The sequence below is a fragment of the Saccharothrix variisporea genome (assembly GCF_003634995.1).
GTDB classification, from domain to species: domain Bacteria; phylum Actinomycetota; class Actinomycetes; order Mycobacteriales; family Pseudonocardiaceae; genus Actinosynnema; species Actinosynnema variisporeum.
Window position 1 is genome coordinate 4059945 of record NZ_RBXR01000001.1, and the last position, 14302, is coordinate 4074246.

The 14302-nt window shown below is 71.1% G+C and carries 14 protein-coding genes; 9 read left to right on the forward strand and 5 right to left on the reverse strand.

Features of this window, described 5'->3' with window-relative positions:
• Nucleotides 1–141: 141 nt before the first annotated feature.
• Together DFJ66_RS17930 and DFJ66_RS17935 are read right to left on the reverse strand one after the other, a co-directional pair.
• A complete protein-coding gene (locus tag DFJ66_RS17930) occupies nucleotides 142–279 on the reverse strand; it encodes an LPXTG cell wall anchor domain-containing protein (RefSeq protein WP_342777023.1) in 138 nt (45 codons plus the stop codon).
• Nucleotides 280–319: 40 nt separating this feature from the next.
• Nucleotides 320–1078, reverse strand: a complete 759-nt coding sequence (locus tag DFJ66_RS17935; protein WP_121222542.1) for a choice-of-anchor protein CoaP — start codon at nucleotides 1076–1078, stop codon at nucleotides 320–322.
• A 332-nt stretch (nucleotides 1079–1410) separates the two neighbouring features.
• On the opposite strand from DFJ66_RS17935, the gene xrtP reads away from it, so the two are divergent.
• The 9 genes from xrtP (at nucleotide 1411) to DFJ66_RS17980 (ending at nucleotide 10258) form a co-directional block, all read left to right on the forward strand.
• A complete protein-coding gene (gene xrtP, locus DFJ66_RS17940; RefSeq protein ID WP_246029804.1) occupies nucleotides 1411–1941 on the forward strand; it encodes an exosortase P in 531 nt (176 codons plus the stop codon).
• Nucleotides 1938–3296 (forward strand): glycosyltransferase family 2 protein, encoded by a 1359-nt coding sequence (locus tag DFJ66_RS17945; RefSeq protein ID WP_484336704.1) that lies wholly within the window; start codon nucleotides 1938–1940, stop codon nucleotides 3294–3296. The genes xrtP and DFJ66_RS17945 overlap by 4 nt, the downstream gene beginning before the upstream one ends.
• A gap of 113 nt (nucleotides 3297–3409) precedes the next feature.
• Nucleotides 3410–3982: a biotin transporter BioY gene (locus tag DFJ66_RS17950; RefSeq protein ID WP_121222544.1), complete on the forward strand. Its 573-nt coding sequence runs from the start codon at nucleotides 3410–3412 to the stop codon at nucleotides 3980–3982.
• Nucleotides 3979–4644, forward strand: coding sequence for a nucleotidyltransferase domain-containing protein (locus tag DFJ66_RS17955; protein ID WP_170199501.1), 666 nt, complete (start codon nucleotides 3979–3981; stop codon nucleotides 4642–4644). The genes DFJ66_RS17950 and DFJ66_RS17955 overlap by 4 nt, the downstream gene beginning before the upstream one ends.
• A 26-nt stretch (nucleotides 4645–4670) precedes the next feature.
• Nucleotides 4671–6692, forward strand: coding sequence for an ATP-dependent DNA helicase (locus tag DFJ66_RS17960; protein ID WP_121231349.1), 2022 nt, complete (start codon nucleotides 4671–4673; stop codon nucleotides 6690–6692).
• A 79-nt stretch (nucleotides 6693–6771) separates the two neighbouring features.
• Nucleotides 6772–7701: an ABC transporter ATP-binding protein gene (locus tag DFJ66_RS17965; protein ID WP_121222548.1), complete on the forward strand. Its 930-nt coding sequence runs from the start codon at nucleotides 6772–6774 to the stop codon at nucleotides 7699–7701.
• On the forward strand, nucleotides 7701–8465 hold the full coding sequence (locus DFJ66_RS17970) for an ABC transporter permease (RefSeq protein WP_121222550.1): 765 nt from the start codon (nucleotides 7701–7703) through the stop codon (nucleotides 8463–8465). The genes DFJ66_RS17965 and DFJ66_RS17970 overlap by 1 nt, the downstream gene beginning before the upstream one ends.
• Entirely contained in the window at nucleotides 8458–9252 is a 795-nt protein-coding gene (locus tag DFJ66_RS17975) for an ABC transporter permease (RefSeq protein ID WP_121222552.1), read from the forward strand. Before DFJ66_RS17970 ends, DFJ66_RS17975 begins: the two co-directional genes overlap by 8 nt.
• A gap of 409 nt (nucleotides 9253–9661) precedes the next feature.
• Complete coding sequence (locus DFJ66_RS17980) at nucleotides 9662–10258, forward strand: hypothetical protein (protein ID WP_121222553.1); 597 nt, start codon at nucleotides 9662–9664, stop codon at nucleotides 10256–10258.
• 55 nt (nucleotides 10259–10313) lie between these two features.
• On the opposite strand, the gene DFJ66_RS17985 is transcribed toward DFJ66_RS17980, so the two are convergent.
• From DFJ66_RS17985 to ctaD, 3 genes are all read right to left on the reverse strand, one after another.
• Nucleotides 10314–10997 carry a peptidyl-tRNA hydrolase gene (locus tag DFJ66_RS17985; RefSeq protein WP_246030214.1) on the reverse strand — a complete coding sequence of 228 codons (684 nt, stop codon included), beginning with the start codon at nucleotides 10995–10997 and terminating at the stop codon, nucleotides 10314–10316.
• Nucleotides 10998–11011: 14 nt separating this feature from the next.
• Nucleotides 11012–12238: a phosphoserine phosphatase SerB gene (gene serB / locus DFJ66_RS17990; protein ID WP_121222557.1), complete on the reverse strand. Its 1227-nt coding sequence runs from the start codon at nucleotides 12236–12238 to the stop codon at nucleotides 11012–11014.
• Nucleotides 12239–12319: 81 nt separating this feature from the next.
• The gene (gene ctaD / locus DFJ66_RS17995) at nucleotides 12320–14107 is read right to left on the reverse strand and encodes an aa3-type cytochrome oxidase subunit I (protein WP_121222559.1); all 1788 of its coding nucleotides are present in this window, start codon (nucleotides 14105–14107) and stop codon (nucleotides 12320–12322) included.
• Nucleotides 14108–14302: the final 195 nt, after the last annotated feature.

The following is a 14302-nucleotide window of genomic DNA, read 5'->3' on the forward strand; positions in this document are numbered from 1 at the left end:
TTTTGGGGCGGGTGTGCTCGGCGACCGGGGCATCGGGGTGTCCGGAGGTCGAAGCGCGGGGTGTCCGCGGGTGGCGGGGGTGGGGGTGGGGGTGGGTGCGGCGCCCGGGGTGTGGGGGTCCACCGGCGGGCGCCGCCGGCATCAGGAGGTGGAACGCCGCCGGCGGCGGCGGGAGGTGTGGGTCAGGAGGGCGCCGGCGATCAGCAGGGCCACCGCAGCGAGAACCCACCACGTCACGCTCGCGCCCGTCGCCGCCAGTGAGCCCACGCTCGTCCCCACCGCGACCCCGGTTCCGGGAACCTTGTACAACGCCGCCCCCTCAGGCCATCGCCCGACGACGGCGCAGCACGACCGCGCCGGTGGGCACCGCGATCAACCCCAGCAACCCCAGAGCGAGCCACAGCCCCGCCCCCGAAGCCATCGGGATCGGCAACCCCGCCGGACCGCACGTCGCCGACGACACCACCAGGTCACCGGACCCCAAAGCGCCCAGCACACCGCCGATCAACGTCACGTGGATCGCGTTGACGGTCAGGCTGCCGTCCCTGTTCCGCACCTGCTCGTTGAACACGACCCGCGCGATGTCCACGCCCACCAGGTCCACGTCGAGCACCGTGTTCGGCGCGGGCTCCACCGCGACCTCGCCCAGCCTGCCCAGACCCACACCGGCCAGCTTCGACCGACCCACCACGCCCTTCTGGGTCGCGTCGCACTCCGCCTCGACCACCTCGGCCGTGATCGCGCCGGTCGCCGACGCCAGCAGGTCCAGCCGGACGTCCGCGGTCACGGCTCGGGAGTGCACGCCGCCGGTCTTGTCGTCGCGGGTCGCCGACGTGTCCACCACGCCGGTCTTGAGCACGCCCGGCACGTCGGCGGCGGCGAAGGTGCCCGTCGTCGGGCCGTTCGCGTCGGCGGCGGCGAACGGGCCCGCCGTCACCGCGTTGCCGCCCAGCAGCGACAGGTCCAGCTCCGCGCCGTGGGCCGAGGCGTCGCCGGGGGCAGCGGACGCGGGTGGCGCGGCGGCCAGCAGGGCGGCCACCGCGACCAAGCCGGCGAGGCCCGTCATTCGCACACGCATGGAGGTCCTTCCTCACGAAACGAGCGTTCTCGGGGGGCTCGCGAACCAGGGCACCTCGACGCCTGGCGTCATCGGGATCGCAGGGCGCGTCGGAGTGCACTGTGCGAGCAATTGCCCCTATCGGCGTTCCACCCGTCGGATTAAGGGTTGCTGACCGTAAAGGGGGACGGCCTCCACTCGAACCGCCCAACCACCGCGACGCAGAGTCGATCAACCGCCCGAAAGCTCCTCACGTTCTCACCCGATCCGGCAGTGAGGACCGCCGTCGAAGCCGCCGATGACCTTCGGGTAGCCCGATCGGGCGGTCCCCGGACGGATGAAAGGACTCTCCCGTGGCGTTTGCCGTGCCCCGGACCGAACACCTCAACCGGGTGGTGGTCGTCGTGGTGGTCGTCGCACTGGTGGTGGCCGCCGCCGGGCTGGTGCTGCTGCACCGGGCCTACCGGACGGCCGAGATCGCGTTGTCCGGACTGGTCCTCGACGCCCTGAGCAGCGACGGCGTGGCGGTGGTCGCCGCCCGCCAGACCGTCTACTTCGGACTCGGCTCGGACACGCCGCTGGGCCTGCGGATGACCCCCGAGTGCACGTCCGCGTTCCTGGTCCTGCCGTTGCTGCTGGTCGGCGCGGTGATGGTCGCGCTGCGCCCCCGGATCACCCGCAAGGTCCTCGTCGCGCTCGCCGTCGCCACGGCCGCCGTGGTCGTGGTCAACCAACTGCGCGTGCTCACCCTGGTCGGCCTGGTCAAGACCCTGGGCGTGGACACCGGCTACTACTGGGGCCACACGCTGCTCGGCTCGATGGTGAGCGTCTTCGGCGGCGCGGCGGCGCTGGTGGCGTTCGTCCGGTTGGCCACGCGCGGGTGAGCCTCGACGTCGTCCTGGGGTTCACCCAGGCCCTCGCCCTGACCATGAGCGTCGCGTTCCTGACCTACGTGTTCCTCATCGTCGTCCCCTACCTGCGGCACACCCCCGCCCCGACCGGCCGCCCGGACCGGTTCGAGTGGCACTTCCTGGTGCCGTGCCGGGACGAGGAGGCGGTCATCGGCGACACCGTCCGGTACCTGCGCACGACGTTCCCCATCGCGCACGTCTGGGTCATCGACGACGACTCCGACGACGCGACCGTCGGCGTCATCCGGACCTTCCGCGGCGACAAGCACGTCCACCTGGTGCGCCGCTACCGCCCCAACGCCCGCACCGGCAAGGGCGACGCGCTCAACGACGCCTACCGCACGCTCAAGCTCTGGATGGGCCGGCACGCCGACGCCGACCGGGCCGTGGTGGTCGTGGTCGACGCCGACGGCCGACCCGCCCCGAACTGCCTGGAAACCTGCGCGGCGGACCACCTGTTCGGCGACCCGACCATCGGCGCCGTGCAGGTGGACGTCCGGATGGTCAACACCGGCGTCCGGCAGACCGGCGTGTCCCGCCGGCGCGCGGTGTTCGGCGCACTCCTGGTCCGCATGCAGGACCTGGAGTTCCGCACGGCGATCGCGGCCATCCAGCTGTCCCGCGGGCTCACCGGCACGATCTCGATGGGCGGCAACGGCCAGTTCACCCGCCTGTCCGCGCTGGACGCCATCGCCGGGCCGGCCGGTCGGCCCTGGCGCGGGTCGCTGCTGGAGGACTTCGAACTGGGCGTCCACCTGCTGACCGCCGGCTGGCGCACGGGGTTCTCGCTGGACACCCACGTCCACCAGGAAGGCCTGTACAGCCTGCGGCGGTTCCTCGCGCAACGGACGCGGTGGGGCCAGGGGACCATGCAGTGCATGCGGTACGTGCGGCGGATCTGGGCCTCGCCGCACCTGACCACGCTGGGCGCGGCGGAAATGCTGTACTACCTGGCCCAACCGTGGATGCAGCTGCTCGGGACGCTGATCTACCCCGTCCCGCTGGTCCTGCTCGCGCACCGGACCGTCACGTCGCCCGCCGAGGTCTGGCAGTGGCTGGCGGAGGGCGCGTGGATCCTGTTCGCCGTCTACGGGTCGTTCGGGCTGTTGCCGTTCGTGCTGTGGGGACCGGTCTACCGGGCGCGCTGCGAGCCGAACCTGAGCCGGGGGCGTGCGCTGCTCTACGGCTTCGGCTACGCCCTGTACATCTACACCTTCTACATCACGTCGTGGCGCGCGCTGGCCCGTCTGGTCCGGGGCCGCAACGGGTGGACCAAGACCCGGCGCAACACCGAACGCTCCACCGGGAAGGTGGCCCTGGACACCTGAACGTTCGGTACGTGAGATCGGCGACTTTGTCGAGTTTTGTAGAGCTTCGACAAAGACCGAACCTGTGATCGCCGGTTAACCTCGCCGACGAAGTCGATCCACGGGAGGTCCAAGTGTCCGTCATCGCCGTCCCCGGTCGCCGCGTGCTGGCCGACCTCGTGCCGGGCTCGCTGGCTCGTGACATCGCGCTGGTCGTGGCCGGTGCGGGCTTGACCGGGCTGGCCGCCCAGGTCGCCCTGCCGGTGCCGGGCAGCCCGGTCCCGATCACCGGGCAGACCTTCGCCGCGCTGCTGGTGGGCGCCGCCCTCGGGTGGCAGCGGGGTGGCGCGTCGATGGTGCTGTACCTGATCGCCGGCGTCGCCGGGGTGCCGTGGTTCCAGGGCGCTTCATCGGGGATGCCCGCGTCCCTCGGCTACATCGTGGGCTTCGTGTTCGCCGGCGTGCTGGTCGGGTGGCTGGCCGCGCGCGGCGGTGACCGGACGCCCCTGCGCACGGTCGGCACGATGGCCCTGGGCAACCTGGTGATCTACGCGTTCGGCGTGCCGTGGCTGATGGCCGCCGCGCACATCGGCTTCGGCAAGGCGCTCGCGCTGGGCGTCACGCCGTTCCTGATCGGCGACGCCATCAAGATCGCCCTCGCCGCCGGCCTGCTGCCCGCCGCGTGGGCCCTGGTGAAGCGCAAGTGAGCGACCACATCGCCTTAGTCGACAAGGCGGCTCCGGGCCTGGTCGTCGCGGCGCACGTGGTGGGTTCCACCGCGCTCGGCGACCGGGTCCCCGGGTCCGACCTCGACCTGGTGGTCGAACTGGCGCGCACGCCGACCGACGACGACCTGCGGGTGCTGGCCGAGGCGCAGAGCCTCGACCTGGACGTGGTCTACCTGGTCGACGGGCAGCCGGGGCCGTGGGGCCGGGACGGGCGGCTGAACACCACACCCGCCGAGGTCACGCCCGTGCTGCTGGAGCAGCTCAACAACTACTCGCAGACCCTCCGCGGCCCGAAGCCGCACTTCGCCGTGACCCGCGACGAGGTCGAGCAGTGGTGCCGGCGGAACCTGGTCGAGTACTGGGCGCCGCTGGTGGAACTGGGCGCGGCGGCGCGCGGGCCGGGGTTGAGGGAAGGCGTGCTGTGGCTGGCGTTCGGCCCGGCACGGCTGTGGCACACCATCCGCACCGGCGAGATCGTCAGCAAGACCCGCGCCGGTGAGCTGGCGGGCGCGCACTGGCCCGACCTCGCCGACGCGCTGAAGGCGCTGGTCGAGGCCCGGCACGACCCCGGGCGGGAACTGCGCGAAGAGCACCGGGTGGTCGCGGTGGAGTTGGGCAGGCGAGTGCTCGCCGAGTTCTGACGGTGTCGCCGGGTACCGTCTTCGCCGTGCCGTCCACCACCGCGATCCCCGACACCAGAACGCTGCTCGCCGTCGCCGTGGAGGCGGTGGGTGGAGCCGAGCGCGAGGGCCAGCTCGCGATGGCCGAGGCGGTGGAGCGCGCGATCCGCACCGGCGAGCACCTGGCCGTGCAGGCGGGCACCGGTACCGGCAAGTCGCTGGCCTACCTGGTGCCCGCCATCCGGCACGCGGTGGCCGAGGAGGCCACGGTCGTCATCTCCACCGCCACCATCGCGTTGCAACGCCAGCTCGTGGACCGCGACCTGCCGCGCCTGGGCCAGGCGCTGCGCAAGGAGCTGGGCCGGGAACCCCGGTTCGCGATCCTCAAAGGTCGCCGCAACTACCTGTGCATGCACCGCGTCCACACCGGTGCGCCGGACGAACCCGAGGACGCGGGTCTGTTCGACCCGTTCGCCGTGTCCCGCCTGGGCCGCGAGGTGAAGCGGCTGCACGAGTGGTCCTCCGACACCGAGACCGGTGACCGCGACGAGCTGGTGCCCGGCGTCAGCGACCAGGCCTGGAAGCAGGTCTCGGTGACCGCGCGGGAGTGCCTGGGCGCGGCGAAGTGCCCGATCGGGCAGGACTGCTTCGCCGAGCGGGCGCGGGCCGAGGCGGGCAAGGCGGACATCGTGGTCACCAACCACGCCATGCTCGCGATCGACGCCCTGGAGGGCTACCAGGTGCTGCCCGACCACGACGTCGTCGTGATCGACGAGGCCCACGACCTGGTGGACCGGGTCACGTCGGTGGCCACCGAGGAGCTGAGCGCGTCCCTGGTCGCGACGGCGGCGCGGCGCTGCGGGCGGCTGATCGACCAGTCCGTGGCCGACCGGATGGCCGAGGCCAGCGACGGCCTGGGCATGATCCTCGAAGACGCCCCCGTCGGCCGCCTCGACTCCCTGCCCCAGGCGCTGGCGGGCGCCCTGCGTGCCACCAAGGACGCCGCCCACGCGTGCATCACGTCCCTGGGTCCGGACCGCAAGGAGGACGTCGAGGGCGCGACCGCGCGCAAGCTCGCGTTGTCCCTGCTGGACGAGGTCCACGACTGCGCGGCCCGCATCCTGGAGGCCTTCGACGACGACCACGACGTGGTGTGGGTGTCCGGCGACTCGGGCGTCAACCGCACCCCGTCGCTGCGCGTGGCACCGCTGGGCGTCGGCGGCCTGCTGCGGGAACGCCTCTTCGGCAAGCGCACCACCATCCTCACCTCGGCCACCCTCACCCTGGGCGGCACCTTCGACACCCTGGCCCGCCAGTGGGGGCTGCCGGCGTCCTCCCAGGTCCGCAAGGCCGAGGGCACGGCGACGGACAAAGAGCCGCCGTCGGACGTCAGCCAGCCGCGTTGGCAGGGCCTGGACGTCGGCTCACCGTTCGAGCACGGCAGCAGCGGCATCCTGTACGTGGCCCGCCACCTGCCCCCACCCGGGCGGGACGGCCTGCCACCGTCCTATGTGGACGAGCTGGAAGGCCTGGTCAACGCGGCCGGCGGGCGCACGTTGGGCCTGTTCTCGTCCATGCGGGCGGCGAAGGCGGCCACGGAGGCGTTGCGCGGCAAGCTGGAGTACCCCGTGCTGTGCCAGGGCGACGACTCGACGGGCCAACTGGTCAAGCGCTTCGCCGAGGACCCGCGGACGTGCCTGTTCGGCACGCTGTCGTTGTGGCAGGGCGTGGACGTCCCCGGCCCGGCGCTGCAACTCGTGGTGATGGACCGCATCCCGTTCCCGAGGCCGGACGACCCGCTGGCGTCGGCCCGCCAGAAGGCCGTGGAATCCCGCGGCGGCAACGGCTTCCTCACCGTCGCGGCCACGCACGCGGCTTTGCTGCTGGCCCAGGGCGCGGGCCGGTTGCTGCGGTCGATGAACGACAAGGGCGTGGTCGCCATCCTCGACCCGAGGTTGGCCACGGCCCGCTACGGCGGCTTCCTCCGCGCCTCCCTCCCCCCGTTCTGGACCACCTACGACCCGGAGGTCGTGCGCGCGGCCCTGAAGCGCCTGGACGCCGCTAACTAGCACCCTGGCCTGCGGATTCAACAAACCCTAGGCGGCGCACCCGTAGCTTCCACCACCGAGCACACCGGGGGTGGAAGGCATGAGTGTCCGGGTACGCGACCTGAGCAGGACCTACCGCAAGGGCAGGCGCAAGAACGAGGAAGTCACCGCGCTCGACGGGCTGTCCCTCGACATCCCGTCGAACGAAGTCCACGGCCTGCTCGGCCCCAACGGCGCCGGCAAGACCACACTGTGCAAGATCCTGTCCACCGTCCTGCTGCCCACCGGTGGCAGCGCCGAGGTGTTCGGGCTCGACGTCGTCGCCCGAGCCCACGACGTCCGGCCGCTGATCGGCATCGTGTTCGGCGGCGAGCGCGGCCTGTACTGGAGGCTCACCGCCCGCCAGACCCTGCGCTACTGGGCCGCGCTCTACAAGATCCCGGACGCCCGGGCGAAGACCCGGACCGAGGAACTGCTGCACCGCCTCGGGCTCACCGCCAAGGCCGACGACCTCGTCGAGACCTACTCGCGCGGCATGAAGCAACGCCTGCACCTCGCGCGCGGCCTGATCGGCGACCCGAAGCTCATCCTGCTGGACGAACCCACCACCGGCATGGACCCCGTCGCCGCGCACGACTTCCGCGCCCTGATCGGGGAGCTCCGCGCGGAGGGCCGCACGATCCTGATCACCACCCACGACATGGACGAGGCCGAAGAGGTCTGCGACCGCGTGACCCTCATCGACCACGGACGGGTGCTGGCCACCGAGTCGCCGCGCGGCCTGGCGGAGATGTCCGGCCTGCACCGCTGGGTGGAGGCCGAGACGACGCTGGAGGTCACCGGCCTGCCCGGCGTGCTCGGCACCGAACGCCGGGACGGGTTGCTGCGCGTCCGCGCCGAGGACGACGCCGCCGCCCGGGTCGTCCTGGACTTCCTGCTGGACAACGGCGTCCGCTCGGTCCGGGCGGTGCCGCCCCGGCTGGAGGACGTCTACCTGGACCTCGTCGGCCGGCGCGGGATGGAGGTCTGATGCGGCTGTTCCTCACCGGGGTCCGGATGCAGTGGTGGCTGGTCCGGCGCCAGCCCGACGACCTGCTCACCCTGTGCACGATCCCGTTCACGGTCCTGATGCTGATGTCCATCGTGGTCCACTCCGGGCGCGAAGACCTGCTGCCCAACGCGTTCCTGGCACCCGTCCTGATCGGGCTGTGGGGGTTCGCGACCGGACTGGCGGCCGAGGTGCTGGTGGCCGAGCGCTGGACGCGGTCCCTCGAACTGGGGCTGGCCGCGCCGGCGTCCACCCACCCCGTCTACCTGGGCCGGGTGGCGGCGGTGCTGCTGCTGGGCGTGGTGCCGCTGGTGGAGACGTGGGCGCTGGGGTGGCTGGTGTTCGACGTGACGCCGACCGTGCACCACCCGGGGGTGTTCTGGGCGGCGATGGGGGCGTCGCTGTTCGCGATGGCAGGCACCGGGTTGCTGCTGGCGGCGTTCATGCTGGTCAACGACAACGGGCACTACCAGAACTTCCTCAGCTTCCCGATCTACCTGCTGTCGGGCGTGATGGTCCCCGTCCAGTACCTGCCCGAGCCCCTGCAACCGCTGTCGCACGTGGTGTTCCTGTCGTGGTCCACGGACCTCATGCGGGACGCCCTGGCACCCGCGCCCGTGACGGCGGTCGGGTGGCGGCTGCTGGCGATCGTGGCGCTGGGCGCGGTCGCGCTGGTGGGTGGGCGTGTGTCGTTGGAGCTGACGTTGCGCCGGGTCCGGCGGGTGGGGTCGGTGGCACATGCGTGACCAACTGCGGGTCCTGCGGCACGGGTTGGCCGTGCAGTGGCGGATGTGGCGGGGGCTGCACACCTGGCGGACGTGGACGTTCGCGTGGCTGTCCCGGCTGCTCGTGCAGGCGTGCTTCTACGCGCTGGTCGGACGGATGCTGGGGTCGCAGGAGCAGGTCGACTACCTGCTGATCGGCAACCTGGTGGCGATCATGGCCATCGACGCGACCGTGGTCATCCTGCTGGCCGTGGGCGAACGGCAGGCCGGGACCCTGGCCCTGATGGTCGCCGCACCCGCCACCCACCTCACGGCGTACCTGGGGAAGGGTTTGGTGCACCTGGGTTCGGGCGTGGCGGCGTCCACGATCGCGTTCCTGACCCTGCCGCCGCTGTTCGGGGTGGCGCTGCCGTGGCCGTGGGCGGGGTTCGTGCCGGTGATGATCTTCCTGGTCGGCGTGTCGTGCTACTGCTACGGAACGTGCGTGGCGGCCTTCGTGCTGAGATTCCCGTCGGCGCGGTGGGTGGCGCTGAACCTCAGCTACCTGGTGATCATGACGTTCAGCGGGGTCAACGTGCCGACGTCGTTCTGGCCGGGTTGGGTGCACGCGCTGACGTCCGTGCTGCCGATGACCCACGGACTGGCGGCGATCCGGACTTTCATCGCCGGCGGACCGCTGCCCGGGGTGCTGGGAAACCTGGGGTGGGAGTTGGCGGTCGGGGCGGCGTGGTTCACGGTCGCGGCACTGGCGTTCGACCGGATGGTCCGGCACGGGCGACGTGACGGGACCATCGAGTTCGCCGGCTAACAGGGCGGCTTTTGTGTCGTGGTCTCAACCACAGGTGGAGGGCCTCGGTTCCCCCGCCGTATGGCCTGCCCGAAGGGCTACCACAGATCGCCCCGGGTGCAGCCGAAAATTTTGCGAGGAACGAGCAAAAATTTCAGCAGCACCCGGGGCGATCTGTGGTTGGCTCCGCCAGGCCATACGGCGGGGGAACCGACGCCCTTCACCCCCGCTGGCGGCCTGCCGCGCGGCGAGCGCCGCTTGTGAGCTTTTCATCTTTTGATCTTGAAAGCGCGAAGCGCTCGCCGGCAGGCGCCGAAGTTCACCGGAACGTGCGAAGCGGCGACGGCGGCGAGAAGAAGCGGAAGGCGCTAGGTTCAGCCACCGTCCACAGTAGACGCCTCCACAGTAGACGCTTGAAGGGAACCCACCCGTGAAGTCCCGTTTGGTGGCGGTCGCCGCCGCCCTGCTGTTCCTGTCCGTCGGCACCGCCGGCACCGCGTCCGCGACCACCGACGCCCGGTTCGACGTCGCCGAGGGCACCATGACCTTCTGCCTGACGCCCGAGGTGCAGAACACGTTCGACGAGGCCGGCCTGAAGCTGGTCGCGATCGAGCCCGCCGCGCAGGCCGACACCCTCGGCCACCAGTGCGTGGTGCTGCCGGTCACCGGTCGGGCGGACCTGGACATGGCCGAGTCCGACCTGCGCTTCGAGGGCGGCTTCGCGATCCAGGGGCCGGACGAGCGGGAACTGTCCTTCGGCGAGTTCCGCGCGGAGACCGACGAGGGTGCGCTGGTCAGCTACGCCAAGGCGCAGGGCCGCGACGACGAGATCGAGTTCTTCGCCCGGCCGCTCGGGAACTCCACCGTCGAGCCGTCGACGGACCCGTTCGCCCTCCGCACGGCCGGCCCGATCGCCGGCACCGAGTCCGTGCACCAGGAGTTCGAGTACGCGTTCGGCTCCGCGGTGGTCGAGCCCGGGACGGAGTGGCTGCAGAGCGTGCTCGGCCTCCAACTCGCCGCGGTCTGATCAGCCCCGGCTGAAGGCCACCGTCCGATCAGCCCCACACGACGGCCGGGTCTGATCAGCCCCGGAACACGGCCACGGTCGCCGTGCCCGGGTCCACCTCGGTGTACCCGGCGTCCCGCACGACGACCGTGCCCGGCCGGGCCAGCAGCGCGTCCCACTCCTCCGGCGAGGGCGTCCGAACCGCGCAGCGGTAGTCCACTGCCGCCCACTCCTTCAACTCCTCCTCGGACAGCGTGGGCGCGAGCAGCATCGACGCGTGCCCGACCTGGGCCGCCGCCTTGCCCGCGGTCATCTCCACCCGAGGGTTCAGCCACAGCTCGTACGCGCCGGCGGGCACGGGACCAGGCTCGTCCACCGGCAGCTCGCTGCCCGAGATCTGCAACCGGGACAGCTCCTTGGGCAGGTCCCCCACCCGCCCCGGCACGAACGCCCGCACCTCCGCCCCGCCCACGGTGATCGTCACCCCGGGCAGCGCCTGCACGGCCTCCCAGTGCGCCCCGCGCGCCCGCCGCGACACCTTCCGGATGCGACCGCGCACCCACGCCACGACCTCGTCGTGCCACTCGCCGCCGGGCTCGGACCGCGGGTCCAGGCACACGGCGATCGCGGCGGCAGCGGCGGCCTCCAGCACGTCCGTGCGGCACGGCGGGGACGTCCGCTCGATGCGCAGCACCATCGGCATGGCTCGCACAGCCGCCGGGTCTTCTTCGTCGGTCGTGTAGTGCCGGTCCACCAGCATCTTCAGGATCTCGTTCACAGGCGCACGGCCTCCAGCCCGTCGGCGGCGTCCGCGGCCTCGACCTCGGCACGCGTCACACCCAGCACGAACAGCACCGCGTCCAGGAACGGGTGCGACAACGCCGTGTCGGCGACCTCCCGCAGCGCGGGCTTGGCGTTGAACGCGATACCGAGCCCGGCCGTGCCCAGCATGTCGATGTCGTTGGCCCCGTCGCCCACGGCCACGGTCTGCGCCAGCGGCACGCCCTCCTGCTCGGCGAACCGCCGCAGCGCCACCGCCTTGCCCGGCCGGTCCACGATGTCGCCCACCACACGACCGGTGAGCTTGCCGTCCACGACCTCCAGCTCGTTGGCCGCGCAGAAGTCCAGGCCCAGGTCGTCCACCAGGGACTTGATCACCCGCGTGAACCCGCCGGACACCACACCCGCCCGGAACCCGAGCCGCTTCAACGTCCGGACCGTCGTGCGCGCGCCCGGCGTCAGCTCCAGCGAGCCCGCGACCTCGTCCAACACGGACTCGTCCAAGCCCTCCAGCAACGCCACCCGGCGGCGCAGCGACTCGGCGAAGTCCAGCTCCCCGCGCATCGCGGCCTCGGTGATCTCGCGGACCTGCGGCTCGACGCCCACGTGCGCCGCCAGCATCTCGATGACCTCGCCCTGGATGAGCGTGGAGTCCACGTCGAACACGACCAGCCGCTTGGCCCGCCGCTGCAACCCGGCCCGCTCGACGGCGATGTCCAGGTCCACCCGCACGGACACCTCGGCCAGCGCCTCGCGCAGCGCCGCATCCGCGCCCGCGGTGTCGTCGGCGACCGAAACGCGCAGCTCAAGGCCGGTGACCGGGTAGTCGGCGACACCCCGGATCGCGTCGATGTTCACGCCCAGCGACGCCAGCCGCCGCGCCACCTCGGTGAACGCCCGCGCGGTCACCGGGCGCCCGAGCAGGATCACGACGTGGCTGGACTCCAGCCGCGCGGTCCGCTTCGAGTCGGCCCCGATCTCCACCTCGACGTGCATGGACACCGTGGCCATCGCCTGCTCGACGGCCTCCTGGAGCCCCTCCGGGTCGTGCGCGGCGGACACCAGCACACCCAGCACCAGCCGACCCCGGATGACGACCTGCTCGACGTCCAGGACGTCCACGCCGTGCCTGGTCAGCACCGCGAACAGCACGGACGACACGCCGGGCTTGTCCGGACCGGTGACCGTGATCAGGACGGGCGTCGCGCCGGGATTGCTCACTGGTGGCTCCTCTGCCAGACAGCGAGAGCCCCGACCACCGCGAACGGCGATCGGGGCTCGTCGTTGAACCTGACCTGAAGGTTACCGGTGGTCGGGGTGCTCCGACTCCGACGCTGTGCCCGACTGCACAGCCTTGCCCGCCAGCTCCGACGGCGCCTTGCCCGCCTGCTCGTGCGGGATGGCCTTGCCGGTGAACGTGACGTGCGCCTCTTCGTGCAGCCGCTCGATCATGTGCGGGTAGTGCAGCTCGAAGGCCGGGCGGACGGAGCGGATGCGCGGCAGCTCGGTGAAGTTGTGCCGCGGCGGCGGGCACGAGGTCGCCCACTCCAGGGAGTTGCCGAAGCCCCACGGGTCGTCCACGGTCACGGTCTCGCCGTACCGGTAGGACTTGAACACGTTCCAGATGAACGGCAGCGTCGACGCGCCCAGGATGTAGGCGCCGATCGTGGAGATCGTGTTCAGCGTGGTGAAGCCGTCGGACGGCAGGTAGTCGGCGTACCGGCGCGGCATGCCCTCGTTGCCCAGCCAGTGCTGCACGAGGAAGGTCGCGTGGAAGCCCAGGAACGTGGTCCAGAAGTGCAGCTTGCCCAGCGGCTCGTCCAGCATCCGGCCGGTGATCTTCGGGAACCAGAAGTAGATGCCGGCGAAGGTCGCGAACACGATCGTGCCGTAGAGCACGTAGTGGAAGTGGGCGACCACGAAGTACGTGTCGGACACGTGGAAGTCGATCGCGGGGGCCGCGAGGAGCACACCGGACAGACCGCCGAAGAGGAAGGTCACGATGAAGCCGATGCTGAACAGCATGGGCGTCTCGAAGGTGAGCTGCCCCTTCCACATCGTGCCGATCCAGTTGAAGAACTTGATGCCGGTCGGCACGGCGATCAGGAACGTCATGAAGGCGAAGAACGGCAGCAGCACCGCGCCGGTGGCGTACATGTGGTGCGCCCACACGGCCACGGACAGCGCCGCGATGCCCAGGGTGGCGTAGACCAGGCCGTTGTAGCCGAAGATCGGCTTGCGGCTGAACACCGGGAAGATCTCCGACACGATGCCGAAGAACGGCAAGGCGACGATGTAGACCTCGGGGTGGCCGAAGAACCAGAACAGGTGCTGCCACAGGATCACGCCGCCGTTGGCGGGGTCGAACACGTGGGCGCCCAGGTGCCGGTCGGCCAGCAGGCCCAGCAGCGCGGCGGTCAGGATCGGGAACGCCAGCAGCACCAGGACCGAGGTGACCAGGATGTTCCAGGTGAAGATCGGCATCCGGAACATGGTCATGCCGGGCGCGCGCAGGCACACCACGGTGGTGATCATGTTGACCGCGCCGAGGATGGTGCCCAGACCACCGATGACCAGGCCGGAGATCCACAGGTCGGCGCCCGCGCCGGGCGAGTGGATGGCGTTGCTCAGCGGCGTGTAGGCGAACCAGCCGAAGTCGGCCGCGCCACCGGGCGTGATGAAGCCCGCCATCACGATGAGGCCGCCGAACAGGTACAGCCAGTAGGAGAACGCGTTCAGGCGCGGGAACGCCACGTCCGGGGAGCCGATCTGCAGCGGCAGGACGAAGTTGGCGAAGCCGAACACGATCGGGGTCGCGTAGAGCAGCAGCATCACCGTGCCGTGCATGGTGAACAGCTGGTTGAACTGCTCCTGGCTGAGGAACTGCATCCCGGGACGGGCCAGCTCGGTCCGCATCAGCATGGCCATCGCGCCGCCCACCATGAAGAAGGCGAACGAGGTGACCAGGTACATGATCCCGATCTGCTTGTGGTCCGTGGTGCGGAACATCCGCAGCAGGAACGAACCCTTGACCGCCTCGCGAGTCCCGAAGGGCCGCGTTGCGATCGGCTGCGGGGCTACGGCCGTCACGGTGCCTCCTGCACTTCTTCTGGTTCTGGCGTAGGCCTGGGGGCAGGCCTTGTCGGATCGTAGACGGACCGGTTCAGCGCGGTGCTCTTGGGCCGGTCCCTGGATCAAATGAGGTAGTGCACGTCACAGGCTGTCGGACCTCGTGACGATGGCCCGCCCCGCGAGCGGGACGGGCCATCGGGGCTCTACCTCGTG